The 26,942-nt window shown below is 63.5% G+C and carries 21 protein-coding genes and 1 pseudogene; 10 read left to right on the top strand and 12 right to left on the bottom strand.

Annotated features, from left to right (window positions below; all coding sequences use genetic code 11):
* Positions 1 to 99: 99 nt before the first annotated feature.
* The 4 genes and pseudogenes from NKI20_RS20480 to NKI20_RS20495 form a co-directional block, all read right to left on the bottom strand.
* The gene (locus NKI20_RS20480) at positions 100 to 1,221 is read right to left on the bottom strand and encodes a tetratricopeptide repeat protein (protein WP_023760092.1); all 1,122 of its coding nucleotides are present in this window, start codon (positions 1,219 to 1,221) and stop codon (positions 100 to 102) included.
* The gene (gene ku / locus NKI20_RS20485; protein WP_352833588.1) at positions 1,218 to 2,123 is read right to left on the bottom strand and encodes a non-homologous end joining protein Ku; all 906 of its coding nucleotides are present in this window, start codon (positions 2,121 to 2,123) and stop codon (positions 1,218 to 1,220) included. Before ku ends, NKI20_RS20480 begins: the two co-directional genes overlap by 4 nt.
* 440 nt (positions 2,124 to 2,563) lie before the next feature.
* Positions 2,564 to 5,043 (bottom strand): annotated as a pseudogene (ligD, locus tag NKI20_RS20490) (DNA ligase D).
* Positions 5,044 to 5,155: 112 nt separating this feature from the next.
* Positions 5,156 to 5,380, bottom strand: coding sequence for a hypothetical protein (locus NKI20_RS20495; RefSeq protein WP_031260456.1), 225 nt, complete (start codon positions 5,378 to 5,380; stop codon positions 5,156 to 5,158).
* A 512-nt stretch (positions 5,381 to 5,892) separates the two neighbouring features.
* On the opposite strand from NKI20_RS20495, the gene NKI20_RS20500 reads away from it, so the two are divergent.
* Positions 5,893 to 6,207: an EthD family reductase gene (locus tag NKI20_RS20500; RefSeq protein ID WP_352833592.1), complete on the top strand. Its 315-nt coding sequence runs from the start codon at positions 5,893 to 5,895 to the stop codon at positions 6,205 to 6,207.
* Between the two features lie 58 nt (positions 6,208 to 6,265).
* Here the strand turns inward: NKI20_RS20500 and NKI20_RS20505 are convergent, their stop codons facing one another.
* The 3 genes from NKI20_RS20505 to NKI20_RS20515 are packed head-to-tail and all read right to left on the bottom strand — an operon-like array spanning position 6,266 to position 9,965.
* Entirely contained in the window at positions 6,266 to 7,483 is a 1,218-nt protein-coding gene (locus tag NKI20_RS20505) for a GNAT family N-acetyltransferase (protein ID WP_352833595.1), read from the bottom strand.
* A gap of 8 nt (positions 7,484 to 7,491) precedes the next feature.
* Positions 7,492 to 8,799: a lipopolysaccharide biosynthesis protein gene (locus NKI20_RS20510; RefSeq protein WP_352833598.1), complete on the bottom strand. Its 1,308-nt coding sequence runs from the start codon at positions 8,797 to 8,799 to the stop codon at positions 7,492 to 7,494.
* Positions 8,796 to 9,965 carry a glycosyltransferase gene (locus NKI20_RS20515; RefSeq protein ID WP_352833601.1) on the bottom strand — a complete coding sequence of 390 codons (1,170 nt, stop codon included), beginning with the start codon at positions 9,963 to 9,965 and terminating at the stop codon, positions 8,796 to 8,798. Before NKI20_RS20515 ends, NKI20_RS20510 begins: the two co-directional genes overlap by 4 nt.
* A gap of 318 nt (positions 9,966 to 10,283) precedes the next feature.
* Between NKI20_RS20515 and NKI20_RS20520 the strand changes: the two genes are divergently transcribed.
* Together NKI20_RS20520 and NKI20_RS20525 are read left to right on the top strand one after the other, a co-directional pair.
* Positions 10,284 to 11,453 carry a DUF1972 domain-containing protein gene (locus NKI20_RS20520; protein ID WP_352833604.1) on the top strand — a complete coding sequence of 390 codons (1,170 nt, stop codon included), beginning with the start codon at positions 10,284 to 10,286 and terminating at the stop codon, positions 11,451 to 11,453.
* Positions 11,450 to 12,712, top strand: a complete 1,263-nt coding sequence (locus NKI20_RS20525) for a glycoside hydrolase family 5 protein (RefSeq protein WP_352833607.1) — start codon at positions 11,450 to 11,452, stop codon at positions 12,710 to 12,712. The genes NKI20_RS20520 and NKI20_RS20525 overlap by 4 nt, the downstream gene beginning before the upstream one ends.
* Here the strand turns inward: NKI20_RS20525 and NKI20_RS20530 are convergent.
* Both NKI20_RS20530 and NKI20_RS20535 read right to left on the bottom strand, forming a co-directional pair.
* Positions 12,675 to 14,030, bottom strand: a complete 1,356-nt coding sequence (locus tag NKI20_RS20530; protein WP_352833611.1) for a VpsF family polysaccharide biosynthesis protein — start codon at positions 14,028 to 14,030, stop codon at positions 12,675 to 12,677. The two genes, NKI20_RS20525 and NKI20_RS20530, sit on opposite strands and share 38 nt — an antisense overlap.
* 1 nt (position 14,031) lies before the next feature.
* Positions 14,032 to 16,125, bottom strand: a complete 2,094-nt coding sequence (locus NKI20_RS20535) for a GumC family protein (protein ID WP_352833614.1) — start codon at positions 16,123 to 16,125, stop codon at positions 14,032 to 14,034.
* Positions 16,126 to 16,352: 227 nt separating this feature from the next.
* Between NKI20_RS20535 and NKI20_RS20540 the strand changes: the two genes are divergently transcribed.
* Positions 16,353 to 17,849, top strand: coding sequence for a glucosamine inositolphosphorylceramide transferase family protein (locus tag NKI20_RS20540; RefSeq protein ID WP_352833617.1), 1,497 nt, complete (start codon positions 16,353 to 16,355; stop codon positions 17,847 to 17,849).
* 116 nt (positions 17,850 to 17,965) lie between these two features.
* Positions 17,966 to 19,204 (top strand): FAD-dependent oxidoreductase, encoded by a 1,239-nt coding sequence (locus NKI20_RS20545; RefSeq protein ID WP_352833620.1) that lies wholly within the window; start codon positions 17,966 to 17,968, stop codon positions 19,202 to 19,204.
* A gap of 103 nt (positions 19,205 to 19,307) precedes the next feature.
* Here NKI20_RS20545 and NKI20_RS20550 read toward each other — a convergent pair whose 3' ends face one another.
* Both NKI20_RS20550 and NKI20_RS20555 read right to left on the bottom strand, forming a co-directional pair.
* The gene (locus NKI20_RS20550; RefSeq protein ID WP_352608685.1) at positions 19,308 to 19,517 is read right to left on the bottom strand and encodes a hypothetical protein; all 210 of its coding nucleotides are present in this window, start codon (positions 19,515 to 19,517) and stop codon (positions 19,308 to 19,310) included.
* A 94-nt stretch (positions 19,518 to 19,611) separates the two neighbouring features.
* Positions 19,612 to 20,661 (bottom strand): LacI family DNA-binding transcriptional regulator, encoded by a 1,050-nt coding sequence (locus NKI20_RS20555; protein ID WP_352833623.1) that lies wholly within the window; start codon positions 20,659 to 20,661, stop codon positions 19,612 to 19,614.
* 143 nt (positions 20,662 to 20,804) lie between these two features.
* Between NKI20_RS20555 and NKI20_RS20560 the strand changes: the two genes are divergently transcribed.
* From NKI20_RS20560 to NKI20_RS20570, 3 genes are all read left to right on the top strand, one after another.
* Positions 20,805 to 21,836: a hydroxyacid dehydrogenase gene (locus NKI20_RS20560; protein WP_352833626.1), complete on the top strand. Its 1,032-nt coding sequence runs from the start codon at positions 20,805 to 20,807 to the stop codon at positions 21,834 to 21,836.
* A 232-nt stretch (positions 21,837 to 22,068) separates the two neighbouring features.
* Complete coding sequence (locus NKI20_RS20565; RefSeq protein ID WP_502898143.1) at positions 22,069 to 22,788, top strand: Crp/Fnr family transcriptional regulator; 720 nt, start codon at positions 22,069 to 22,071, stop codon at positions 22,786 to 22,788.
* 122 nt (positions 22,789 to 22,910) lie between these two features.
* Entirely contained in the window at positions 22,911 to 23,108 is a 198-nt protein-coding gene (locus NKI20_RS20570; protein WP_352833628.1) for a hypothetical protein, read from the top strand.
* Between the two features lie 117 nt (positions 23,109 to 23,225).
* Here NKI20_RS20570 and NKI20_RS20575 read toward each other — a convergent pair whose 3' ends face one another.
* Positions 23,226 to 23,441: a hypothetical protein gene (locus tag NKI20_RS20575; protein WP_352833631.1), complete on the bottom strand. Its 216-nt coding sequence runs from the start codon at positions 23,439 to 23,441 to the stop codon at positions 23,226 to 23,228.
* A 441-nt stretch (positions 23,442 to 23,882) separates the two neighbouring features.
* On the opposite strand from NKI20_RS20575, the gene NKI20_RS20580 reads away from it, so the two are divergent.
* Together NKI20_RS20580 and NKI20_RS20585 are read left to right on the top strand one after the other, a co-directional pair.
* Positions 23,883 to 24,623 (top strand): Crp/Fnr family transcriptional regulator, encoded by a 741-nt coding sequence (locus tag NKI20_RS20580; RefSeq protein ID WP_352833634.1) that lies wholly within the window; start codon positions 23,883 to 23,885, stop codon positions 24,621 to 24,623.
* A gap of 288 nt (positions 24,624 to 24,911) precedes the next feature.
* The gene (locus tag NKI20_RS20585) at positions 24,912 to 26,894 is read left to right on the top strand and encodes an acyltransferase family protein (protein WP_352833637.1); all 1,983 of its coding nucleotides are present in this window, start codon (positions 24,912 to 24,914) and stop codon (positions 26,892 to 26,894) included.
* Positions 26,895 to 26,942: the final 48 nt, after the last annotated feature.

The following is a 26,942-nucleotide window of genomic DNA, read 5'->3' on the forward strand; positions in this document are numbered from 1 at the left end:
ATTATTCCCCCTCCCGGCCCCCGCCCCCCCCCGCCCCCGGGGGTTGGCGCCCCGCCCCCCCCCCCGAGGGGGGTGTTCAAGCGCCAGCATAAATTCCACTCACCCCGCCGTCCGCGCCAGCTGCATATCCACGAACTGCACGCCTTTGGCCGCCACCCCAGCCCATTCCGAATCTGCATCGAGGTCGAGATATCGCACCCACAGCCTACGCGCCTCCAGCAAATTGCCGGCGTCGAATTCCAGCCTCGCCAGGTTGAACACCGGATCGGCATAGGTCTTGTCCAGTGCGATTGCCTTCTGCAAATGCCTTCGCGCCGAAGCCTCGCGGCCTTGCTCGCTCATCAGTCCGGCGAGGTTGAACCACGCCTCGACGAAAGCCGGATCAAGCTTTATCGCCCGGGCATAATCGTGTGCGGCGTCCGCCGCGTGGCCGCCGGCGCGCAGGCAGTTGGCGCGGTTGAAGGCTGCAATCGCGTCACTCGGATCGATGGTCAGGCAGCGCTGGTAGAGTGCGGCCGCCCCGTCATGGTCGCCCCCCTCCTCCGCCGCTTCGGCCTCGGCGAACAGCTCTTCCAGCGTGTCGTCGCCCTCCGCCCCGGCCGTCCCGAGATCGAACAGCAACTGCCCGTCGAGTTCGCTCTGGCCGTCCTCAAGGTAGATCGCATCCGCGCGCCCGTGCTGCGAGCCGACATTGAGCGACTTGGCGGTGAGCGAAGCGACCGGGCCGGAACGATGGACGGAGCGCGCGATCGCGCCCCATGTCGCACCACCGGCGATGAGCCCGGCATATTTGCGCGCCAGGATCAGGTCGCGGAAGGAGTACGGTTCTGCGTCATGCTCGAACGCATCGAACAGGCTGAGCAGGTCGAGGTCGGCGCCCGATAGCCGCGATTGCTCGATCAGCGATTGACGCGACAGCGAAGATGCTTCCGGCGCCTTCATCAGCCCGAGTAGCCGCAGGAAACCGTTCTCGCTGAGGAGTACGCGCCCGGCTGTGCGCTCGGCGGCGACGCGGCGCTCGATCTCGGAGTCGCCGTTCTTCGTCAATCCAGCCTTGGGGAGCAGCGTGCGGCCGAACACGACATGGGTCGTGCGCCGGGTAATACCACGCCGCAACTGGCCGTGCTGGCGTTCCACTTCGCGCGCGGCCAGCCTGAGCGGAAACGCCGCCAGCGCGCCGACAGTGCCGAAGACGGCCCTCGGGACGGCCGGTGCCGTCATTTCTTGCTCTTGCCGACCGCCTTCAGCAGATTGGCCTTCAGCGGATTTTCAGCAGCGCCGCCCGCTGCCGCCTTCCTGGCGGCGGGCTTGGCAACCTCGTCGGCCTTGCTCTTCGACTTGGCCGGCGGCTTCGATTGCGAAAGGCTCGCCTTCAGCGCATCCATCAGATTGATGACATTGCCGCGCTCGGGTGCCGCCGCGATGATCGGCTTGTGGCCCTTCAGCTTCTCGCGGATCATCGCCATCAGGGCGATCTCATAGCGGTCCTCGTAGTTCTTCGGATCGAAGGTGGTTTCCTTCTGCTTGATCAGGGCTTCGGCGAGCTGCAGCATTTCCGGATCGGGCTTGCCGGCCGGGATGTTGCCAAAATATTCAGCCGTGCCACGCACTTCGTTCGGGTTCCTCAACGTGCACACGAACATGCCGTTCTCGCGCGCGCCGATCGTCACCACGCGTTCCCTGCTGGACAGCACAAGGCGGGCGATCGCCAGCTTGCCGGATTTGCGCATGGCTTCGCGCAGCACGGCGAAGGTCTCTTCCGCCATCGCGCCATCGGGCGCCAGATAGTACGGCGCGTCCTGATAGATGACGTCGACCTCGCCCTCATCGACGAAAGCCTCGATGTTCATCGTGTGGTTGGATTCGATGCGCACCGCGTCGAGGTCGGCATCATCGATGATGATGTACTGCTTGTCCTCGTATTCGTAACCCTTGACCAGGTCAGAACGCTCGACGAGCCCGAGTTCGGGGTCGACCGGCTTCATATTGATGCGGTTATGGGTCGTCTTGTGCAGCTGGTTGAACGAGATGCGTTCGCTGGCACTGGTGGCGGGGTATAGTCGCACCGGACAGCTGACCAGACTGAGTTTGAGGTAACCTTTCCAACTTGCCCTGGGCGCCATGAAACACTCCTACGCGGTCATGCACTGACTTTTTAGCTTGAGCATGATCTTATCCGAAAACCGGTTCCCACTTTTCGGGATCATACTCTCTGCAGCGCTTTTCGTCCGAAGGACGAACGAGGCTGCGGAAATCCTACACCGACCCCGCACGATACAGGGAAATTCCTGACGAAATGTTCCGGTACGTCTTTGTGGTCGTGAGTGGAGAATAATTCAAATTGTCGGAAGCGTCGATGGACTCTGGGCTCGGCTTCGCCGGACCTGGGTTCCTCGCCCCCATGAAATGGGGGAGAGGTGGCTCGGCGAAGCCGAGACGGAGAGGGGGAATGGCGCAACCCTATCCCAAGCTGGATCAGAGAAGCCATCTTCAACCGCTGGCGCCGCCCCCCTCTCCGTCCGCTTCGCGGACACCTCTCCCCCATTTCATGGGGGCGAGGAACTTAGTTCTTCAAGGTAGGCAAATCCCGCGCGAACTCGTCAATCTCCGCCCATGGATCCCCCGACGTCGCCAGCAGTCCCGGCAGCGAGGAATAATTCAGGTCCTGCGGCGCATCGATGGATTCGAGGTCGCTCCAGCTCACCGGTGTCGAGGCCGGCAGATTGGTGCGGGCGCGCAGCGAATAGGGCGCCGCCGAGGTGTGGCCGCGCGCGTTGCGGTGATAGTCGATGAAGATGCGCTTTTGCGGTTGTCCTTGCCCATGGTGGTGGTGAAGGTGTCGGGCGCGGTGGCGGCCAGATGCGTGGCTATGGCGCTGGTCGCCTGGTGCAGCTTCTTCCAGTTCTGCTTGCCCGTCACCGGCACGGTGATGTGGATGCCGCTGCCGCCGGAGGTCTTGGCGAAGGGCACCAGCCCCAGCCCCTCCAGCTCGCCTTTGATGTGCACGGCGGCCTCGATCACCTCGCGCCACGAAATCCCCTCGCCGGGATCGAGGTCGAAAACGATCTGGTCGGGCCTGTCGAGGCTGGTGCGGTGGGTGCCCCAGGTGTGGAATTCGACGACGCCGAACTGCGCCAGCGCCAGATAGCCTTTTGCGCCTTCGACCGAGAGGTAGGATTTGGTCTCGCCCTCGGAGTTGGTCGCCTCGAACGTCACCACCGAGGGCGGCATGCCGGTAAAGGCATGACGCTGGAAGAAACAGTCCTTCGGCAGGCCGGTCGGGCAGCGCACCAGCGACACCGGCCGCCCGAGAATGTGCGGCAGCATGAAGTCGCCGACCAGCGCGTAATAGACGGCGATGTCGAGCTTTGTCGGGCCGGTCTTGCCGAACAGCCGCCGCGTCGGGTTGGTCACCCAGATGGTGGCGAGATCAGCTTCCGAGATCAATCGCTTGCGTGTTGACGACACCGGCGTCGACAGGCCGACATCGCGCAAGCCCCGAAAAACCGCGTGGCGCAACGCATTGTCCGAAGTGCGGTTGGCGTAGTGGATGCGGGCCGAGAGCAGCGGCTTCACCCAGTTCATCTCGCGCATGATTTCGCGCGGCGCCCCCTCCGGCGCCCTCGCTCCTGCCGTGAGCGGCTCCAGCCTGGCGAGCAATTCAGCGGCGGTGCCGGCATCGAAGCCGGTGCCGACCTTGCCGCGATAGTGCAATTCACCGTCCTCGAATTCGGCAAGGCCGAGGGCTGCAAGACCTTCGGCCGCATCCGATGTGGTGTAGCCGGCAATGACGAAGTCATCGCTTTGCAGTGCCTTGGTCTTGGTCCAGCTCTTGGTGCGGCCACTCTGATAGGTTGCGGTGGCGCGCTTGGATACGATACCCTCCAGCCCGAGTTCCGACGCCTGGTCGTAGAGCCCCTGCCCGGAGCCCTCGACGTGGTCGGAGAACTGGATGGCGGAATTGGCGCCGAGGCCGGACAGCAATTGCGCCAACAGCGCCTTGCGCCGGATCAGCGGCGCCTTGGTAAGGTCCCAGCCGTCGAGATGTAGAAGGTCGAAGGCGTAGAAGTGCAGCTTGCTGCCGGCGCCCACAGCCAGCGCGTCCTGCAAAAGCGCGAACCGGCTGATGCCCTTGGCGTCGAGCACGACGATCTCGCCGTCGATGATGGCATCGCGGCATGGCAGCTTGGCGAAGGCGCTGGCCAAGTCGCCGTAGCGTTTCGTCCAGTCGATGCCGCCACGGGTGATCAGCCTGACCACACCCTCAGCGACATGCGCCATGGTGCGGTAGCCGTCGAATTTGATCTCGTGGACCCAGGCCTCTTTGGTGCCCTCGCCATCCGGTGGTTTTGGCACCTGCGTTGCCAGTTGCGGTTCGATGCGGCTGAGTGCCGGGGCCTTGAACGCGCCTGGCAGCGCGCCCGGCTTCAGCGAACCCTGCTTGGGTGCGGGTTTGGCGGCCGGTTTCGCTGGCGCCACGAGCTCCTCGATGCGTTTCCCGGATTTGACGCTTTCGGGCCGCGCTGTGAGAATGTCGAGCGCGGTGTCGGAAGCGAGGTCACGCTCCTTGAACAGCAGCCAGTTTTTCTTGCTCGGGTCGTCGCCGGGTTTCGGCTTCAGCCTGGTCAGCATCCAGCCGCCATTGAGCTTCTCGCCGGCCAAACGGAACTTGAAGGCACCGGTCTTGAAACTCTTCTCGACGTCGTCCATCGGCGCCCAGGTGCCAGTGTCCCAGACGATCATCGGCCCGCCGCCGTACTCGCCCTCGGGGATGACACCCTCGAAGTCGATATATTCGAGCGGATGATCCTCGGTCTCGACCGCCAGGCGCTTGTCGGCCGGATTGAGCGAAGGCCCGCGCGGCACCGCCCAGCTCTTCAGCACATCGCCGACCTGCAGGCGCAGATCGTAGTGATCTGCAGTGGCGTGATGCTTGTGGACGACGAAGCGGTTGCCTTCGCTGGCAATGAGCCCACCGGCCGGTTCCGGCGTCTTCGAGAATTCGCGTTTGGCGCGGTAGGTTGTGAGCTTGGGGGGCGGCAAAGCTGCCGATCTCCCCCCTTGCGGGGGAGATGTCCGGCAGGACAGAGGGGGGTGCTGTCCCACCAGCATTTCGGATTTCCCGGCGCGGTGCGAACGGATGGAAGTCACGCTCTCAATCGTCGGTGGCCGGTACAAGTTCCAGTTCCGCCGGTGACAGCCCCTGCTGCAGCTGGCTCAACCGGAATTCATCGACCCAATAAGCCTCGCCGTCGACCAGAACGCGGGCCTGGTATGTGCCGGCGGAGAAGCTCTGCGCGGTGATGTAGACCTTGTGGCGATCGAGCGCCTTGCGAACTGCTGCGCGCTTGGAGTTCTGGCCGATGACGGGACTGAACATGACGCTGCCCTCGGTCGCCCTGACACTTAACGCGGCCGCTTCCGCAGCCTGGCGACTGGCCTCAAGGATGACGGAGACGCGCAGTCCTGTCAATTTCAGGCGTTGGCGCTAGGCACGAACGCAACGCGGCGAACTTTTCGCCATGGGTTACGGGCGGCCCTTATTGGAGCTGTCTTCAGCTGCCGACAGGGACCGCCCACCCGCCTTGCGTCCTTCCCAAGACAGGAGATCAGATAAGCGCATCGACCCCGACCCGCTTTGACCTGGATCAACCGCGAAATGCGGCGATGGGTTTTCCCCTTGGCAAGCGGCGCTTGCCCACCCGGCGCGACGATGCCGGAGCCATGCTTGCACCGGCCGCCATAAATGGCGAACGATCATGGCGCCGGCGCAAAGCTATTGGTCCTGCGAAAAACTCCGCCGCTGTCGAAATCCGCTCCCAGCGAACGACATTGGTGCGGCGCCGACGGACATCGCGGCGTTGATCACGCCAGATAACAAGGAGTCCCAGCATGGCCAAGATGCTTGTCATCTACAAAACCCCCGCCGATCCGGCGGCCTTCGACCGTCACTATTTCGATATCCACCTGCCGCTCGCAAAGCAGCTTCCCGGCCTGCGGCGCTACGACGTCAGCAAGCAGCCGATCGTGAACCTATCGCCGGGCGAGGTGCCCTACATCGTGGCGACCCTCTATTTCGACAGTCTGGAGGCCATTCGCATCGCCTTTGCCAGCGAGATCGGCAAGGCCTGCGCCATTGACCGGCGCATATACGCACCTAAAGACGACGATGCGATGATGCTGCTTTTCGATTCAGAGGCGATGTGAAGTGTAAGACGGTCGGTCCGGAGTGCGTCAAACAAAGAGTTTGCAGGGGTAGCCGCCCTCAGGGCTTCAATCGGCGCAGGCCGCGCACCAGGCTTTGAACGGTCGTGAACAGCCGCGGATTGGATCGCACCGTGCGCTCGGCCCGTCCGCGAAGCGAAGCGACGGCCGCCACGCTCTTGCCGAGCAGCGTCGGCGTTTCGTCGATCTCGGCCAGAACGGAACCCTCGGCGCCGAACTGATCCTTGTAGGACTGCCCACCCACCGAAAGGTCGAAATAGTCGAAGCCCTTCTGGCGCGCCCATACCATCAACCGACCCATGATCAAAATGCCGGCCGAGACGTTGCCCACCAGGTCCTGGTCTATCCCGATCACGAGCGTGTGCAAGGTGCCTCGTCGGACCAGCGTGTACTGCGCGGCGACCCAATCCTCACCGGTACGCAATCCGAAGACCCGCACCGATCCGTCTGACAGGCCCTGAAGGGCGGCATCTCGATAGAAATCGACAACCGCCGGCTGGGCCAGCAGGTCGAAACGCCCCAATCGGCGAAAGCGCTTGAGCCGCATCTCGACAAGCGTCGCGAAGATAGTCGACACCAGGGCCGGCGTGTCGGCCTCGACCAGATCCGTCAGGCCGTGCCGCTCAAGCCGGCGCCAATCCTTGTTGAAGGTTTTGACAAAGGACGGCCTGCCATTGCGCTTGATCAGAGTTTCCGGGTCGCCGTCCAGGACGAGGCCGGATGTGATCTGGTTGGAATCGCGGGAGGCCGCCAGCATCGCCAATGGATTGGCCACGCCGTACAGCTGGCGCGGAATTCCCCTGATAAGGATCCGATCCGCCGGCGGCAGGACGGACCGCACCGCCGCCCATGCCGCTTCGGCACCCTGGCTGGTCCATGGGCTCGCGTCCGCCAAAAGCGGCGCTGAATAATCGCAGACATCGCAGCTCAGCCATTCTATCACCCGATGTCCGAACCTCGAACTCCGCATCAGCGGCATGAGCATTTTAAGGTCGCCGGTTCCGGCGTCAGCCACCTCAACGACCAGCAGTTCGGCGCCTGCGGGCATCAGCCGCTTGGCGACCTCCTCGACCCACGCGTAATGCTGATGGGCGGTGCAAACACCATCTGCCTGGCATTGAAGCCAGAGTGGTTTGACCGCTTCGAGGCTGGCGTGCAGCCGCGCTGTGTAGGCATCGTTGGCGACGGTTACGGGACTGGAAGCCTGCCCTTCGGACAAGCCGGTCGCCGCAGCACTTTGCGCTGCCTGGCCTGCCATATCTTCTCCTATCGTTTTGCCGTTGCGAACGGGACTGCCCGCCGCCACGAACCCAATCGGCTGTAACGCGCCTCATCTGGATGCTCGAGATTCCATATGCGGTGATGCGCAAAATACCATGATGCCGCGAGCACGAAGGTCTCGGAGACGGCTGAACCCACCAACGCCCATGGCGGAGACGCAATCGCCAGCAGGATCGCGATCAGTACTAGCCCGACGACCGCACCGCCCATCGTGGTGAACGCAACGATCCGGAAATCGCCGAGTATTTCAAGCACGATGCGGGGCATGATGTAGAGCATGATCGGGACAAAATTCGCGATCACGAAAAACCCGATGAAGCCGACCGAGGCATCCTGGAGGGCCTGGGATTTTATTGTCGGCAGGACGAACATGATCGCGCACCCATAAACCAGGCCGCCGAGCCCCATGACGATCGCCCACATCTTTGCCTGCGCCCAAACACGGCCTGTTTCGTGGTTCCGCATCAGCCTCGCCAGTTCTGGCTGCGTCATGTTTACGAAAGCAAGACTGATGATGCGCAGCGGCGCAAACAGCACCAGGACCGCCGCCAGCGGTGCATAGGCGGCAGGCCCGGCAATGCCCGCGACCAGCAGCGCCAGACATTGACCCTGGATGTTGGTTGTGGTCGCGCTGAATGCCGACCAGCGCAGCTGGTGCCAGAGCCTGATATAACGTCGTCGCGTCGGCATACGGAAGCTGACGCGAAGTGTGCGCCGAGCCAGCCGAACCAGGACGAAAATGCCGAACACATTTGCCACGGCAAGTGCATAGAACACCATCTGCAGCGGCTCTTGGGCCAGCCAGATCGTCAGCCCTGTCAGGAAGGTGCCGACCATAGTAAAAGCCGCATCGCTGATGGAAACGACCACCTGCTGGCGACGCGCGAAGAATGCCGTGCGCATATGGCTGCGCAGCGACCACGCGCCGACGAAGCAGCCTGCGGCAATTCCGCTTGGATCGCCAAGCAGATGCATCAAGATTGCCGTGCCGACGGCCATCAGCAACGCCACGATCAGCGCCGCCGTTCCGAAGGCCACGTCATGGGCGTCGACGCCGGCGCTGTTGGTGCTTTTGCTCATCCATATGCTGGCGGGAACGGCGGTGAGCGACCTGATGTAGGACAAGCCGACGCCGCCCATCACCATGGCAATGGCGAAGAGGCCGTAGCCCTGCGCCGACAGCAAGTGCAAGAGCGCGATGTTGAGGGCAAAATGAAAGCCGCTCTGCATCGCCTCGCCGCCGATCATCAGCACGAGCCGTCGAACCAGATGGCTCGGGAACGCAAACGTCACGGCCTTGTCTCCGCTTCGCGGGCTGCCCGCGCCCGGCCCGGCCTCGCCATGGTCGTTCTCAGCTTGTCGGCGGCGAGCGCCGCGATCGCGGCCGCGGCGACCGGCTCACTGAAGATCGTCTCGTAACGCTTGCGGCCGGCTGCGACGAACCTACGCCAGGCCTGGGGTCGCAGGATGATCTCCTGCAATTTCACGGCAAGAGCTCCTGCGTCGCCAGGCGGAACATGCCAGCCGGTCTCGCCGTCGCTGACCACTTCCACCAGCCCGCCGATCGCCGATACCAGTGGCGGGCGGCCATAGGCCATCGCCTCGATGGCGACGCGCCCCAGCGATTCCGGACGCCGCGACGGCACGGTGACGATATCGGCCCAGCGGTAGTGCTCCGAAGGGTCAGGCACGAAAGGCAAGACGCCGACGCGCCCGGTGAGACCCATGGTCTCGACCAGTTCGGCCAACGCGCGCTCGCGCTCGGTACTTTCGAAGGCTCCGCCGACCAGCCGCACTTCGATCCTCGCCTGCAGAGCCGGCGGCATCGCGGCAATCGCCTCCAGCAGCACCTCCTGCCCCTTGATCCTGTTGATGCGGCCGAGCAGCAGCACGCGCAACGGGCGCTTGCCATCATAGGTCGTCGGCTCGACCGCCGCCGGCCCGGCGACACCGTTGTAGACGACATGCGTTCGCACGGCCTTGTGTTCGCCGAACGCGGCGCGCGTTGCGCGCGAATTGAAGATCAGATCCGCATGGCTCCAGTGCATCAGGCCGACGAGTATCCTGCGCATGGTGCCTTCGGGAATCTCATGGATATGCAGGACGGCCTTGCGGGGAAGAAGGCGCGCGGCCAACGCATAGTCGGCTACGATCGAGGTGTTGACGTAAACCAGGTCGCAATCCCTGAGACGCCGGTACGCCCTGAACACGGCAACCGGCAATCGAGCCATCTCTACCGTCGCAAGGCGCGCTATCGCCTGACGTCTCAGCACCCAGAGCGGTTCGAAGACGATCCGGCTGGCATGGGCTTCCAAAATTTGCACGATCGGTCCACCGCGCGGCAGAACCACCTCGATGTCGGCCGACGGAAACGCCGAGCGCAACGCAGCAACGCTCTCCGCGAAGCTGCGGTCCGAACCATAGAGTTCATAGCCCTGATGAACGCAGGCAATCCGCATCTTTGTTTCCCGCCAGGTGCTACAACCATCGCGCTGGACGATATGTGCAGAGGCATTTCCGCAAGAATCATGCCGGGCTCGGCAGGCCGACTACCGGCCGCACGACCCTGGCACTGCTTCGTCTCGATACAGCTAAGCACAGAAGAGTTGACCGAGAATGAAACAACCACCGGGTCCAACACCGTTTTTTTACAACCCAGCGCGATGATCGCCCCCTGGGAACGCTGAAACAGGGAGACGGCACGGAAGTTGCCGTCTGTTTCCTAAAAATTCAGCAATTACTGATATGTAGAAGACGACCTGAAAGTGCCGCCGGCCATGAAACCAGAGACGCCTGCTATTCTGATCCTGGGGACCCGCGGCATACCCGCGGCCCATGGCGGCTTTGAAACCTTTGCCGAAAGACTGGCACTGTTTCTTGTCGCGCGAGGCTGGAAGGTCGCCGTCTATTGCCAGGACGAGGTCGAGCGGATCGACCAGCGGGTGCGCAGCGAAACCTGGCGCGGCATCGAACTCATCCACATCCAGGTTGCCTCCAAAGGGCCGCGTGCGACTTTGGAATTCGACTGGCAATGCGTCCGCGACGCCGCCGGGCGGCAGGGCGTCTGCCTCGTACTCGGCTACAATGGCGCAATGTTCCTGACCTGGCTCAGGCTGAAGCGGCGCAAGATCTTCACCAACATGGACGGCATCGAGTGGCGGCGCCCCAAATGGGGCATGGCGGCACGCGCCTGGTTCTGGCTCAACGAGTGGATCGGCGCCTGGGCCTCGCATCGGCTGGTGGCCGATCATCCCGCCATCGCCGATCACCTGGCGACGCGCCGGCCACGCAGTGCCATCGCCACCATCGCCTATGGCGCCGATCCGGTGACATCGGCACCGGAAGCGCCGGTCCGTGCGCTCGGCCTGGAGCCCGGGCGCTATCTGGTCTCGATCGCGCGCATCGAGCCAGACAACAACATACTGCCGATCGTCGGAGCCTTTTGCTCCGCCAAGCGCGACATGAAGCTGGTGGTGCTGGGAACGCTGTCCGACGACATCCCCTATCATGTCGCCATCCGCAAGGCGGCGAACGACTCGGTGGTTCTGCCGGGCGCCATTTACGACCAAGCGACCGTCAAGGCGCTGAGGTACCACGCACGCGCCTATCTGCATGGCCACACGGTGGGCGGCACCAACCCGTCGCTGGTCGAGGCGCTGGCCGCAGGCAACATGGTGATCGCGCACGACAATCCCTATAACAGGTGGACCGCGGGTGCGGCGGCAATCTACTTCACCGACAAGGACAGTTGCGCCGAACGGATGCAGCAGGCGCTGGACGATGACGATCTGGTCCGCAACTGCGGCAATGCAGCGAGGGCGCGCGCCCGCGAAGCCTTCCGCTGGGACGATGTCCTGACTGCTTATGAAAATGAAGCCTATCGGCTTCTCGGTGTCACGGCCCCAGACGCCATCGCGACCAATCGCGCATCAGCCGGCACCGCATGACAGGCTGGTCGCGCCGGCGGGTGCTGCGGACGGCGCTGTCCACGGCGGCCGCCCTTGGCTCGCTCCCGATCCTACCTACCGCTCGCGCCGCCGACGCGCCGCAGTTCCGGCGCGGCGTCAACGCCTGGCCGTGGTTCTCCCTGACGCGCGAATTTCCCGCACCGCGGACCGACTATGACTGGCCGCCCTTCCAGTCGCAGCGGCCGGTGCCGACCCCAGACGACCTTGGTCGGCTGCGCAGGACCGGGCTCGATTTCATCCGTTTGCCGGTCGATCCCGGTCCCTTCCTGGCCGCCGACACCGCCACGCGCGGCCAGTTGCTGGACATGCTGGACGCGGCCGTCACCGCCACGCTCGATGCCGATCTCGGCATCATCGTCAACGTCCAGGCCAATGGCGCCACCCATTACTGGAACCCCGACCGCATGATCTCCAGCACCGCGGCACCCGCCTTCGATCTCTATCGCGGGCTGGTGAGCGAGCTTGCTGGCAGGCTCGAGCGGCTCCAACCCGGCAGGATAGCGCTCGAGCCGGTCAACGAGCCGACGCAGGCCTGCGCGTCGAACGTCTGGTCGCAGATCCAACTCGCTCTTCTGACCGCGGCAAGGTCTTCGGCAGCAACCCTGCCGCTGGTCGTCACCGGCGGTTGCGGCTCGATGGTGAGCGGACTGACCGCTCTCGATCCGGCGCCGCTGTCACGGTTCGAGCCGATCCTGTTCACCTTCCATTTCTACGAGCCCTATCTGTTCAGCCATCAAGGCGCGCCGTGGATGCGCGAGCCCGTCTACCGGTCGCTCAACAATGTGCCATGGCCGGCATCCGCCGGCTCGTTGGAACAGACGCTGGCGTCGGTCAGGGCGCGCATGGCGCAGGACACCGAAACCCCTGAAGACGCCAAGCAGGCCGCCTATGCCGAAACCGAGCGGGTACTGAAAGTCTATTTCGACGCCCGTCCCGACCGCTGGTTCGTCGACAAATATCTTGGCGAGGTTCGCGCCTGGGCCGACGGCCACGGTCTAGCGCCGGAACGCATCGTCATGGGCGAGTTCGGCGCGCTGCGCACCGACGCCCGCTATGTCGCCGCACCCAATCCGGACCGGGCACGCTACATCGCCGACGTCAGGCAGAGCGCCGAGGCGTTCGGTTTTGGCTGGGCGTTCTGGGATCTCTTCGACGGCATGGGGATGATGGATGACACCACGCGGGCGCTGGACCCTGATATCATCGCGGCGCTTGGCCTGGCCATGCCGGCGGACTGACCGGTCTCACCATCGCCTTTGCCGGCCGGTACAGCACCAAAGCCAGCACCACGAACTTCGTCAGCAGCGTCGTCTTCGAGGCGACGCTTTCCGAGGTGTTGATCAGGATGATCCAGCCCAGCATCGGCAGCCAGATGCCGGGATGGCAGCGCCGCGCCACCTCAAACAAGAACAGCACGAAGCCAAACGTCAGCAAAAGGGTGAAGAAGGCGCCCTGGTAGACGATCGTGCGGATGATCGGGTTCTCGATGCCCTGTTCGAGACCGTTGATGCGGCGCAGGCTGTCGACCAGTTCGACATCCGGCCCAACGATCAGATCGCGCCATTCCAGATACTTGAAGAGCTCGAACATCTCGACGCGGGCATTGGCGCTGCCGCTGTCCGACACGAAGCGCTCCAGCAGCGCGTCGAAAAAGCCATAATATGCCGCCACGACGATGACGACCGGCAACAGCGCGGCAAGCATGAAGCCCAGTGCTGCACCCAGCAGGTTGACGCGGCCCCGGCGCAATTTGGTGATGCCCTGAAAAAGCAGATAGAAGCCGCCGAGCACGATCGTCGTCACCATAGCCGTGCGGCCTCCGAAGGCGACGAGTGCCGCGCATTGGAGGCCGATCAACCCTATCCGCACAGGCATAGATAGGGATCTGGCGCCGGAGAGCAGCGCAAGCACGTAGATCGCTGTCACCATGGCATTGGCAAGCGGATGACCCTGCAGCGCGCTCGAGCGCAGATCGGTGGTAAACGCCACGCCGTCGAGGCGATAGGGGAAAAGCAGCGTCTTGGTCGCGAACTCGAAAAGGGCAAGCAACGCATTCGCCGTCATGACCACGTGAATGACGGTCTGCAGCCCGGCGAATGTTCGTTCGTCGTCCTCGCTGAGTATCAGCACCAGAAGTGCCGCGGCCACGAACGTATCGATCATGCCGGCCATGCCAGGACGCTGCCTGGCGATGACGACGAACAGCAGCAGGATCGAGATGGCGGCCATCAGCGCGCTGGCCGGCCGCCTGTCGGCGATATGGACGATATAGCCGACCGGATTGCCTGATGTGCAGGAGCGCCAGGCAAACATGAGCACAAGGAGATAGGTGGACGGGTGGATCTTGGTCGCCGGGTTGCCGAACAGGCCGTCGTAATTGTAGCCCACCAGCCACAGCATGCCGCCCGAGACGCCGAACAGAATCGCAACCGTTGCGATCAGCCCGAAGCGCGTCAGCGCATCGACCGATACGCCGGCGCGTCGCGCGGCAGCACCATGGTTCGAAGCGCTTCCGCTCCAACTGGTGGCCCAAGGGGTGGCCCAAGGGATGGCCATCTCAGGCCGCCTCGTCGACCAGCAAGGCGGCCGTTGGCAACCGCCCCATGACGGAAACGGCCTGCGACGTCGCGGTAACGTCGCGCATCGGCGTGGCGTTCAGAGTGGCGACGAGCACGATCTCGTCGACCATGGCAACCAGCGGCGAGGCATTGAGATTGTCGGCCAGCGCGCCGCCGTCGATGACGACGAGCTCGAAGCTCCGGCTGGCGTGGGCCAGCATTTGCTGCGCGTAGTAGATGCCATGCGCTTCCTGGAAGGCCGCCTTTGAACGGCCTCTACCCAATACCGCAACGTTGCTGCCGGCCGCGTAGTGACTGACGGCCTCGAACGCATACTCGCCGCGCAGCACGTCGAGGACCCCCGGCTGCGGATCCTTCTGGCCGCCGCTGCCATCGGCATCGATGAACAGCACGCGGCTGCCCCTGGATGCCGCGACATTGGCCAGCAATCGCGCCACCCGGCTGCGCTGCGCGCCTTCGCCCGGCGACGATGTCACCAGGATGGACGGTACCAGCGGCCAGTCCGGCGGCCGCTGGCCCGAACTGAACATGCGTCTCAGCGCGAGGCCGACGACGGCATCGGTCTTCTGGCTGGAGACGGCCGCACTCCCGCCGAACAGCCACCTGCGACGGCCTGGCTTTGCCGGCACCACGCCCAGCACCGGCGCCTCGATGGCCGACTGCATCTGCGCGCTGGAAAGCACCGTCGGCGAGACATATTCGGCGATCAGCGCCAGACCGGTGCCGAGCCCCAGGCCGCCGAAGATCGCGCCGAACAACAGCAGCGAGAAAGGCGGCCAGCTCTTCTTCAGGGCCGGGATGGCGCTGGAGATGATACGCGCATTTGTGCTGTCGACATTGATCTGCTCGCGTGTCTCCTGCGCGCGCTGGAGATAGTTCGCATAGACGGACCGCACCGCCTCGAGATCGCGCTGCAGCTCGCGCAGCCGCACGGAGGCCTGGTCGGTGTCGAGCGACTTGCTCTTCATACCGGCGACCTTGGCTTCCAGCGCCTGCTGGTTGGCCAGCGCCCGTTCGTAGTCGGTCTCTGTGGCGGTGGCGATGCGGCCGAGCTCGCGCGCAATGAGCTGGCGCGTGTCGCGCAGCTGCTGCTGGGCTGCGATCAGCGAGGGATGACGCGGCCCCAGTTCGGTGCCAAGCTGGGAGACCTGGTCGACCAGCGTCGCCTCTTGGGCCCGCAGGCTCGAGATCACCGCCGAGCGCATCGCTTCCGAGGTTGCGTCCGCCGTACCGCTCTTGCGGCGCATCTGGTCGACCTGCGCCTTCAGCGCCGCCGTGCGGCTCTGCGCCGCCGAAAGCTGCGTGTTGATCTCGGTGAGCTCCTGGTCGCTGACCAGATTGCCTGCCGCCATCACCATATTGTTGGCCGACTTGTAGGCCTCGACGGCGTTTTCGGCTTGCTGGACGCGTTTGCGCTGCTCGTCCAGCCGCGCGGTGATGGACACGGAAGCGTCCTTGGCCATTTGCGCTCGCGCGCTGGCCTTGTCGACCAGATAGGCCTGGGCGATGGCATTGGCCAGAAGGGCGGCCTTGTCGGCGCTCTTGGCGGTGACGATGACGTCGAGGACCAGCACCTTGTCGGCCCGCTTCACCGCCAGGCGTCGGCGTAGCGCGTCGAGCGTCTGCGCCGACCTGTCGCCTTCGGCCGATCCCGAACCGAGCAGGCCCGACAGCAAGCCCTGCCCGTTGAATTCGGGATCCTGCGTCAGGTTTGTCGCAGCGATCGCCCGCATCAGCACGCCTGTCGACTGGACCACGCTGACCTGGCTCTCGACCTGCGTGATGCCTCCGTCGGGTGAGATGCGGCTCGGATTGACGTCATTGGTGACGACCTGCAGGTCCTGCGGATCGATGAGGATTTCCGCCGCCGAACTATAAAGCGCTGGCGTTAGAAGGCCGTAGAGCAGAGCTACCAGCGTCAGCAGCGCGACGGTGCCGAAAATCCAGAACCGGCGGCGCACCAGGATGCGCTTCAAATCGCCCAGTTCGACAGTCGAAGCCGCATATGATCCCGCGGACCGTCCCGCATCCGGAGAGCTTTGCTGAGGAACCATGGGCAGGGATGATTGCATGGCTGCCTCCGACAATACTCTATCAGTCCGCAAGCTCAGATTGCGGCGCTAAGCTAGCTATTCCTCCAACTGTTAAAAGATTGTTAATTATGTTGAGAAGTCGTGTGAATTTTGGCACGCGGTTTGCTTAAAAATATACATACCTGGGTGTTGGCTACGCAGCGAGCGGAGATGTACTGGATGGGGCTACAGTTTGACCGGATTGGCGACCTTGTCGGGCCGCCAACATGCAGGTAAGCCTGCGCCTGGACGGCGACTGCGTCCGCGCCTTTCACATCGCACTGCTGGAACGCCTCGCAGCACTTGACGATGTCGAACTGTCCGTCGACGCCAAGCCTGCGGGCGGCGGCATCCCGCGCAGCGCCGCGGCGCTGTTTCAACTCGAAACGGCGATACACGGGCTGTCCCATGATGGGCTGGCGAAGCGTGTGCCGTTTTCAGCACTAGCTCCCTACCGGACGCAGGCGCCCGCTTCGCCCGACCTGGTTGTGGACCTCTGCGGCGATGTCGAATTGGAAGGCACGCGGGTCTGGCGCGTCACCTATGATCGCGCCAGCGGCGAAGCAGCCTTGCTGGCCTTGATCCTCGCCGGTCGCACGCCGCTTGCCCGTATCGAGGAGAACGGCGTTGCAATCGCCGCCGGGCGCCTGGGAACCGAATATGGCGGCATCGCGCTCGCTTCCTTCCAGGACATGCTGGCGCGCACCGTCAGCCTGATCGTCGCTGCAATGACAGGCACGGCAAAATCCGTGCCTGATCTGCCCGAGCCGGCGCAACCCAATGCCCCGCCAATGCCCTCGGCCGGCAAGCTTGGCGTAAGAGCCGGCAAGGCGCTGGCGCGGCGCATCGTCCAGAAGATCTACCACCTTTGCTACAACGCGCCGCACTGGAAGGTCGGCTGGCGGCAAACCAACGGCCGCGATCTGTTCGACCTGCGCGCGCATCCGGCATCGGGCTGGCAAGAGTTGCGGGACGATGGCAGCCGCTTTTATGCCGACCCATTCCCGATCCTCTACCAAGGCAAGCTGACCCTGTTCGTCGAGGACTATATCCACCGGCTGGGCCGGGCCATCATCTCGGCCGTGCCCTTCGGTCCGGCCGGCCCGATCGGACACCCTGAACCGGTGCTCGACCTGCCCTACCACCTCTCCTACCCCTTCGTCTTCGAACGTGACGGCGAAGTCTGGATGGTCCCGGAAAGCTGCGCCAACGGCACCGTCGATCTTTACCGGGCCACCGCCTTTCCCGGCGGATGGGTCAAGGAGGCGACGCTTCTATCAGGTGTCGTCGCCAGCGACGCCACCCTGGTCGAGCATGGCGGCGCCTGGTGGATGTTCGCCACCGTCAGGGACGGCGGGGGCGCCTTCTCCGATGCACTGCATCTATGGTCGGCGCCGGATTTTCGCGGTCCCTGGACGCCGCATCCGAACAATCCCGTGCTGATCGACATCGCCTCGGCGCGGCCAGCCGGCCGCATGGTCAAGCGCGGCAACGACCTGCTGCGCCCGGTCCAGGACTGCCGCAGGAGCTATGGCGCGGCTCTCGGAATCGCACGCATTTCTCACTTTGATTTGATCGGCATGGAGCAGGTCGTTGAAACCATCTTAAATCCAGGTGCGCTATGGAGTGGGCGCAAACTTCACACACTCAACGAGGCGGGCGGGTTTGAATTCATCGATGGTTCGGCGATCGCACCGCGCTGGAAACGACGGGTCCGCGATTAACCTAAACATTGGTTACTACCAGACACGCGCTTCGGTTGCTTGAGGTTGATTCGGGTCCGGAAGATATCTTTCTAACGCATTGTAATCTTGAAGTTGCTACCGGAAAGGGCAGCGAAATGAGTACCGCAGAGGCTGGCCAAACCGAAGTCGAAGTGGCGATCGTTGGCGCCGGGCTGGCCGGCACCACTTTGGCAACCGTGCTGGGCAAGGCCGGGCGCAAGGTGGCGTTGATCGATCCGCACCGCGTCCATCACGACGAGTTCCGGGCCGAGAAAACCCGCTTGGTACAGATGCAATTATTCGACAAGATCGGCCTCGGTCCCGTCATCAGGCCCCTTGTCACTCCGACGACCGACATCCATGTCTTCCGCTTCGGACAGTTCTTCAAGCGCAAGCAGGACTCGGAATTCGGATTCTCCTACGGCCCGCTGGTAAACGGCCTGCGCGAGGCCCTGCCGCCGGAAGTGCCGCTCACTGTGGGCAAGGTCGCCGAGGTCTCGACTGGGCCGGACCGGCAGCGCCTTGTGCTCACCAACGGCACCGTCATCGACGCCAGGCTGCTGGTTGTTGCCACCGGCTACAGCGAAGCGGTGCGCCGCGCCATCGGGGTGGAGCGCGTTGAGAATTCGAAGGCGCATTCGCTGTCGATCGGATTCGATCTGGCGATCTCTCCGCAGGAATTCGGTTCTCGTTCCCTCACCTTCTATCCCAGGCGCATTGGGCAGCGCATTGCCTTTCTTACCGTCTTCCGGATCGGCAACCGGATGCGGGCAAACATGTTTGTCTACCGGACCGTTGCCGAGGCGTGGACGCAAGCGTTTCGCGCGGATCCGCAACAAATGCTTCTGCAATTGATGCCCGAGATATCAGCGCAATGCGGCAACTTCGCCGTCGCCAGCCCGGTCGAATTGAGACAGGTCAGCCTGACGACCACCAGTGGCCATCGCCGGAGTGGCGTCGTCTTCATAGGCGACGCGTTCTCCACGACATGCCCAGCGCAAGGTGACGGCATCTTCCGGGTAGCTACCGATGTCGATCGCCTGTCGACGCACATCCCCGCTTGGCTGGAAACGCCCGGCATGGGCGTCGATAAGATCTGTACGTTCTACGACGACCGGATCAAGATCGCCGCCGACGCGACCGCCATGCGCTCCAGCCTCTACGCCAAGGCAATCTCCACCGAGGCCGGATTGGGATGGCGTATCCGCCGGCTGCGCAACAACACTGCCCGCCGACTGATGATAGTTGGCCGCAAGATCAGACATTTTTCGCCGAAGCGGGCACTTGAGGCTATTCCGGAGGAGCCTAGATTGGACGTCCTGCCCCCCGCTCGACAACATCTAGAGCAGCAGTGAGCGCCAGGCTGAAACAGCTCGATTGCGTTTCCGGAGAGCCCCCGCGCGATGCGCGTCCCACCATTTCGACGGCATGCAATAACTCGACAGCATCCAGCAGGAGTCAGCGCCAGGCGGCCTCATTCTTTTGTTCGTAATCACTGAAGGCCTTTTTCAGGCCGCCGAGGACTTCTGCCGCGGTTTCGAACATCGCCTTGAATTTGGGCTCGTCCACCTTGCCGATGTCCTCGCGAAGATGATCTATGGTGTCCTGCAGGCGTGCCTGCATCTTCTGGGTATGATGCAGTGGATCGCGGTCGGCTTCGCTGGCCATGACTCTCTCCTTCGTTCTGCTGGCTCGAATTGCCACTTCAACGAACAAGACTGAAGTCCGTTCCCGACATCGAAACCCGACCGCGGGGCCTCGCTCAGATCGGTTTTGGCTGTGACAAGCTTGGCGAGCCAACGGATTCCCGCATCAAGACTTTGCAAGGTTCGAGCCGCGCGATCGGCGGCTCCTCCCCGCCCGCGATCCTGGCAAACAGCGCCTCCATGGCGTGGCCGGCGATCTGGCGCACCGGCTGCACCACGGCGGCGATAGCCGGCCATGTCACCTGCATCCATTCGGCGTCGTCGAAGCCGATAAGCGAAATGTCGTCGGGGCAGTGCCAGCCGCGGCGGCGAAATTCGGACAGCGCCACCAGCGTGCCCTTGAGGAACAGCGAATAGACCGCCGTCGGCCGTTCGCCTTTTGCAAAATAGTCGCGCAATTGCGCCCGCAGCGTTTCGACATCGGCTTCGGCAAGCACGACGTCGATGCGAACATCCGGCACCAGCGCCCGCGCGGCGGCGCGAAAGCCCTCAAGGCGGGCGCGCCCCGTCGCCGCCTGTTCGCTCAGACCGACGACCAGGATGTGGCGATGGTCCTTGCCGATCAGCTCGCGCGCGACCTCAGCGCTAGCGGACGCACTGTCGGCCGACACGGTGTCGAAGGCGTCGTCGGACAGCACGCGGTCGATCAGCACGCCAGTCATGCCGTTTGCCTTCATGAATGCGGCAGCCGGACCATGTTCGTTGCGCACCGGCGCCAGCACCACGCCTGCCACCCGCCAGTCATGCATGCGGGCCAGGATCTCGGTTTCGCGCGCCTCGGATTCGCGGCTCGATGCCGCCACCAGCGTATAGCCGCGCTGCTCGGCGAAGCTCTCGAGCTGCGTGACCATCTGGCCGAAGAACTCGCTTTCGAACTCAGGCATGATAGCGCCGATGATGCGGCGCTTGGCCCGGCGCAGGTCGGAGGCAAGCGGATCGATGCGGTAGCCCAACAGCTCGACGGCATCGATGACGCGCTGCGCATTCTCCGGCTTCACCGTGGTGACGCCGGCCATGACCTTGGAGACGGTGGCGGCCGACACGCCGGCGCGGCTTGCCACGTCGTGGATCGACGGACGCCGCTGCTGGGCCTGCCTACGCGCCATTGGTTGTTTTCCCGAGGCGGGGCAAACGCATTTCTCGCCCGCTGCGAATGAGTAAATCGATTTTTTGTGGTTGTAAATCGTTTAATCCAAGGTAACAGTCCCCCGAGAGAGCGCGATCCAGATCATCGCCGGGAGGAATCGTCATGTCAAACAATACCTTGCCGCTGGTCATCAGCGCGCCGGAACCGCGCACGCTCGAACTCATCTTCACGCAGCCGCAACTCGCGCGCTTGAAGACGCGCTACCGCATCGTCGAGACGACGGCCGAAGGCGTCGCGAAGCTGCCAGCCGATGTGCTCGGCGAGGCCCGCTACATCATCGGCCAGCCGCCGATCTCGCCGCAGACGCTGGAACAGATGAAGGCGCTGCGCTGCGTCTTCAATGTCGAGACCAATTTGATCAACAACATGCCCTACGAGACGCTGTTCCAACGCGGTATCCATGTTGTCACCACCGGCCTGGTGTTCGCCGAGCCGGTGGCCGAGCTTGGCCTTGCCATGGCGCTCAACCTCGCCCGCAACATCGTCGATGCCGACCTCGCCTTCCGCCAGGGTCGGGAACTTTGGGGTGGCGACGGCAACCTGACGGCGCGGCTGTTGTCGGGCGCCGATGTCGGCATCATTGGATTCGGCGATCTCGGCCGCGCGCTGAACCGGCTGCTGTCGGGCTTCCGCACCCGCACCAAAGTCTTCGATCCCTGGCTGCCACCCTCGATCCTCATCGACAATGGCGTCGAGCCGGCCTCGCTCGACGACGTGCTGTCGACCAGCGACTTCGTCTTCGTCGTGGCTTCGGTGACCAGCGAGAACCAGGGTTTTTTGGGCGCCGAGGCCTTTGCCAGCATGCGCAAGGGCGCCGCCTTCATCCTGCTCAGCCGCGCCGGTGTGGTGGATTTTCCGGCGCTGATAGCGGCAGTGAAGAGTGGCCATATTGTCGCCGCCAGCGACGTCTTCCCAGAAGAGCCGCTGGCGCTGGACCATCCGGTGCGCGCCCTGCCCGGCTTCCTGCGGTCGGCCCACCGCGCCGGCGCGCTCGACATCGCCTTCAAGCGCATGGGCGACATGGTGCTGGAGGACATGGACCTGATCGACCGCGGCCTGCCGCCGCTGCGCTCCAAGCGCGCCGAGCGCGAGACGGTTTCGCGCATGCGATCCAAGCCGGCCGACAGGAATTGAAAGGGATTCGGTCACTATCCAGTCGGGCGCGTTAGCGCTCGGTACCCACCCCTCCTGAGAATACATGCAGCGTTTCTAATGACTCGCTAACCCATTGTCGAAAGCGTACAGTGGTGTTGTCGCCAGCTACTAAACGGGCACTGGCGCTTGAGAGTGTCGATCGCGCTCCCGCCCCTGCGGGAGCTGTACATTGAACTACGAACTTCCAAAAACGACTGTCACCGGCCAGGCACTGGCTAGCGAGACCTCCTCAAGATTCCGAAATGAACTGTTGCGGAGGATGACCGCCAAGGACCTTGCGCTGCTTGAGCCAAGTTTGCGCCGGGTAGTGCTGCCGCTGAGAATGTCCCTCGTGACGCCCGACGTGCCCATTGAAGCCGTTTATTTCATCGAGCGCGGAATTGCGTCGGTTATCGCGCGCACGTCCACGGGATACGAGGCCGAGATCGGGTTCATCGGCTATGAGGGGATGGCTGGATATTCGCTGGTGATGGCCGACGACCGCACACCGCAGGCGTGCTTCGTGCAACTCGAAGGCGAAGCAATGCGCATCGACGCAGGCAGCTTCAACGCGGCTTTAACGACCAGTCGCACGTTGCGACTGCTCCTGTTGCGGTACGTAAATTGCTTACAAATCCAGACCGGATGTACTGCGCTTGTCAATGCGCGGCTGAAGTTGACGGGTCGCCTGGCTCGGTGGTTGCTGATGTGCGATGACCGCGTGGTGGGAGGGCAGTTTTCCATCACCCACGAATTCCTCGCCACGATGCTGGGCGTAAGACGGCCAGGCGTGACCATCGCCCTCCAAGAATTGGAAGGTCTTGCCCTGATCCGGTCGCGCCGAGGAGAGGTCGTCATACTGGACCGTCCTGGACTGATCGCGCTGGCCAGTGGCGGATATGGCGAGCCGGAAGCTGAATATGTCAGGCTTTTGGGAGGTTCGGAGGATTGAAGATCGAGACAGAGCCTGTTGCCCTTGATCGCGAACGATATTTTTTTCTTACTAAGCGACTTGTCGCTGGAACGTTTCCTCTCGGCCCGCATTTTGAGTGCCACCGAAGGAGGAGAACTTCCTTGACCCGACTGCCTCAGGACAAGGACCGGATTGAACGTGCAACCCGCGAGGCGCAATCGATCATCGCCATCGAGCGCCAGGCGCGTCAGGCAAAGACAGCCCGGCTGCGAGAACTGCGGCTTTCGTCGCAGGCCTTGACGGGGCGGCAAAGCGCAAGCCCGGCATCCGAAAAGCGACAAGCAAAGCTATCGACGTGAGGTGAGCTTGTGCTCGACGCTGTTTCGAACACGCTGCCCTTTGCAAAGATCGCGGTGTCGTAAGGCTCGCTTTCAAATCCGGGCGTTGCGGACGTGACCCCTGTTCACTGGCGCGGGTTATTGGCGTGTTCGCCTGAAACTGTCGAGCAATTCGGTTTCAATCCTGCAGCCATTCTCGAAAAGAACAAACACCGTGGCTGCCAGCTCCTGCACGTCCGGCTCCAGCGACATCCGGTCAAGTTTGCGTTCGAAGCAGACCTGATCGAAGACGCGTTGGCACAGCTGCAGGTCGGAAGGATGAAAGTAGGGATGGCGCTTGTTAAGGCTCGACATGAGAACCCCCACTCCGAGCAGCGCCCCACTTGCCAGACGCTGTGGGTCAAAAATCTAGTTTGGCTGCGGGGAGAGTCAACATTGGCGTAGTCACTGTATGGATCGTACAAATCTCCCGCCGGAAGACTGTGTCGTAGGCTGGCTTTCGGAGAGTTCGCAGGACCGGGTGCAGCGGGCGCCTTTGTCGTTAGCCGACAATTTTTATCGGCCTGCCCGTGATCCGCGCTGTCCGCCAGTATGTCGGTTTTGTACTAAGCGGGACTTGGTACGTTTCCGACACTAACGTTTGGGTCGATCTTTTCGTATGCGAGCGGCGTTAGGGGGCGCCGTGCACCGAATTCGTAGCCTTTTTTGTCCAGTACATAGGCGATCGTCCGCACGTTTTTACGGGCACGGACGGCTGGGAGATCGGATGGCTCTTGCCCTGCATTCGGCTGCGTCATGACTAATTCCGATAGGCCGGACCTCGGCAAGAACCAGCAATACCGAAATGAGCTGTTGAGGCGGATGAGCGCGGATGACCTTGCGCTGCTCCAGCCGCATATGCAGCGCTGCGATTTGCCGTTGCGCAAGATGCTGGCGACTCCCAACATCCCGATCGAGGCCGTTTACTTCATCGAACAGGGCATTGGCTCGGTGGTCGCCAGGACGACGAGCGGCCAGGAGGCCGAAGTGGGCTTCATCGGCTTCGAAGGCATGACAGGTACTTCACTGGTGATGGGCGACGACCGTTCCCCGCATGCCTGCTTTGTGCAGCTCGAAGGGGAAGCGATCCGCATCGAAGCCGGCCCTTTCAATGCGGCATTGACGGCAAGTGCGACCTTGCGCATGTTCCTGCTGCGCTTCGTCAACACGCTCCAGACCCAGGCCGGCTGTACCGCGCTCGTCAATGCACGGCTGAAGCTGGAGGAGCGGCTGGCGCGGTGGCTGCTCATGTGCGACGACCGGGTTCGCGGCCAACACCTCGCCATCACGCACGAATTCCTGGCCATCATGCTTGGCGTCAGGCGGCCAGGCGTCACCGTCGCCCTCCAACTGCTCGAAGGTCGCGCGCTGATTCGGGCGCGCCGGGGGGAGATCATCATTCGCGACCGCGCCGGGCTGATCGAGCTCGCCAATGGCAGTTACGGCGACCCCGAGGCCGAATATGTCAGGCTGATCGGCGAGACCGGCGCAGCTTGACTTATCAAGCTTCGCTGACCAGCCGCAGCGGCGACGGGCAAGATGGCATGCTGATCTGGTGCCAGAGACCCTTCGACCTCGTCTCTGTACCCGGATGCTCGAAGATGAAGTGCTTGTCGAGAATGCCGCCTGGAACATCGGCCAGTCTCCATGCGGCTGGATGTCCTCAGGATCAGCCACCCCTCTTTTCACCATGTTGCACTGCGTTAGATTTGTTGCATTGCGATATCAGCCCGACCGGCCGACACTGCCAAGGACTCGGGGCTGGGCTTGCACGAAGGATTTATCGTGGCGGCAGCGTTCCGGCCGGACATACAAGGATTGCGCGCGCTCGCCGTCGGCGGCGTCGTCGCCTATCATTTCGGCCTCACCGCGCTGCCCGGCGGCTTTGCCGGCGTCGATATCTTCTTCGTGATTTCCGGCTGGCTGATTTCAACCCACCTCATGCGGGAGATCGCTGAGACCGGCCGGCTCGATCTCTGGCGCTTCTATGCCAGGCGCGCGCGGCGGCTCCTGCCGGCAGCCCTGTTCGTCATCCTGGCCACGCTTGCCGCCGGCTACTTCATCCTGGCGCCGCAAGAGCAGACGCTCTACTCGCGCGGTGCCATGTTTGCCTCCGCCTACACCATCAATTTGTGGCTGCTGCGCTGGTCGTTCGATTATTTCGCCGCCGATGCCGCCAGCAATCCGTTCATTCACTTCTGGTCGCTGTCGGTGGAGGAGCAGTTCTACCTGGCCTGGCCGGCACTGCTTCTGCTGGCTGCCTGGCTGCGTCCTGGCCAGCGAACGGCTGCCGCTGTAATCGGAGTCGCTGGCCTCGCCTCCATGGCCGCCTGCTTGTGGCTGACCAGCGCAGCACCTGCGTGGGCCTTCTATTTCTCGCCGCTGCGCGCCTGGGAGTTCGCCGCCGGCGGCCTGGCGACGCTGGCCCCAGTGGCTTTCCTGCGGTGGCGCCCAGGGCTGCTGGCGGCATTGGGCTGGCTCGGCCTGGCACTGATCACGGCGGCCTATCTCTTGTTGAGCGAGAGCCTGCCCTTCCCAGGCTGGCGTGCCCTGCTGCCGGTTGCCGGCACCGTGCTGGTGCTGCTGAGCGGCGCCAGCGCGGAACAGACCGGCAGGCAGGCCCAACAGCGGACCGGCTGGCAGGCTTTTGCGCCGGCCACCGCTCTGTCGCTGCCGCCTTTGCAATGGATCGGCACGCTCTCCTATTCACTCTATCTCTGGCACTGGCCGGTCATCGTCTATGCCGGGATGCTGGTCCCAGACCTGTCCGTCCCGCAGCGACTGGGCTGCGGCGTGCTGGCGCTGTCGCTGTCAGTGCTTACCTATCACCTGATCGAGAACCCGGCCCGGCGTGGCGCTTGGCTGGCGGCAGGCGTTCGGGCGCTGATCCCGGCCGCTGCCCTGACCGGTGCCGGCGTGGCGGTCGCCTATGCCAATGCGCATCTGGCCGCGCGCAACATCGACACTGCGCAGCGCGGCATCGAGCAGGCCGCCGAAAAACCTTCCATCGTGCGCGCCACCGACAAGAGCTGCCTACTCGACTTCCACACGGTGACGCCAAAACCTTGCGTGTTCGGCGCGGCGGACGCCGCCCACACCATCGTGCTGTTCGGCGATTCGCATGCCGATCACTGGTCGACGCCGCTGATTGAAGCGGCGAAGCGCAACGACACCAAAGTGATCACCTATCTCAAATCCTCGTGCCGCGCCTCGCGGCTCTCCACCTTCAATGCCGTGCTGAAGCGCGACTACTCCGAATGCGACGCTTGGCGCGAGCAGGCTATATCGGACATCATCCGCCGCAAGCCGCGCCTGGTCGTGATCTCCGAATTCTCGATCGGTAATTTGATCCGCGACATGCCCGCCGCCAGCCGCGCAGCCGAAATCGCGCGCTGGCAGGCCGGCCTGCGCTCGACCTTGCAGGCGTTCAGCCAGGCAGGGGTCGAGACGGCTGTCATTCGCGACACGCCGATCAACGCCAGCTTCGCCGACTCCTGCGTGGCGCGCGCTTTATGGTGGCGCGAAGCACCATCGCCGCACTGCGACACGCCCAGGACAGAGGCCGCCAACGACAGCACCGCAGCCGCCGAGCGCGCCGTGGTGAACAGCGTGCCCGACACGCGCTACATCGACTTCACCGACCGCTTCTGCGACCCGACCGCCTGCCATGTCGTCATATCAGGCCAACTCGCCTTTCGTGACAGGCATCATCTGGCAACGGCGTTTGCCGAGACGCTGGAAGGGCCGTTGGAGGGGGCGCTGTTCTAGCGGGTGAGACGAATCCATGGAACGAGGTCGCCTCTCGAGGGTTATATT

This window comes from Mesorhizobium sp. M0830 (assembly GCF_040319965.1).
Taxonomy (GTDB): Bacteria; Pseudomonadota; Alphaproteobacteria; order Rhizobiales; family Rhizobiaceae; genus Mesorhizobium.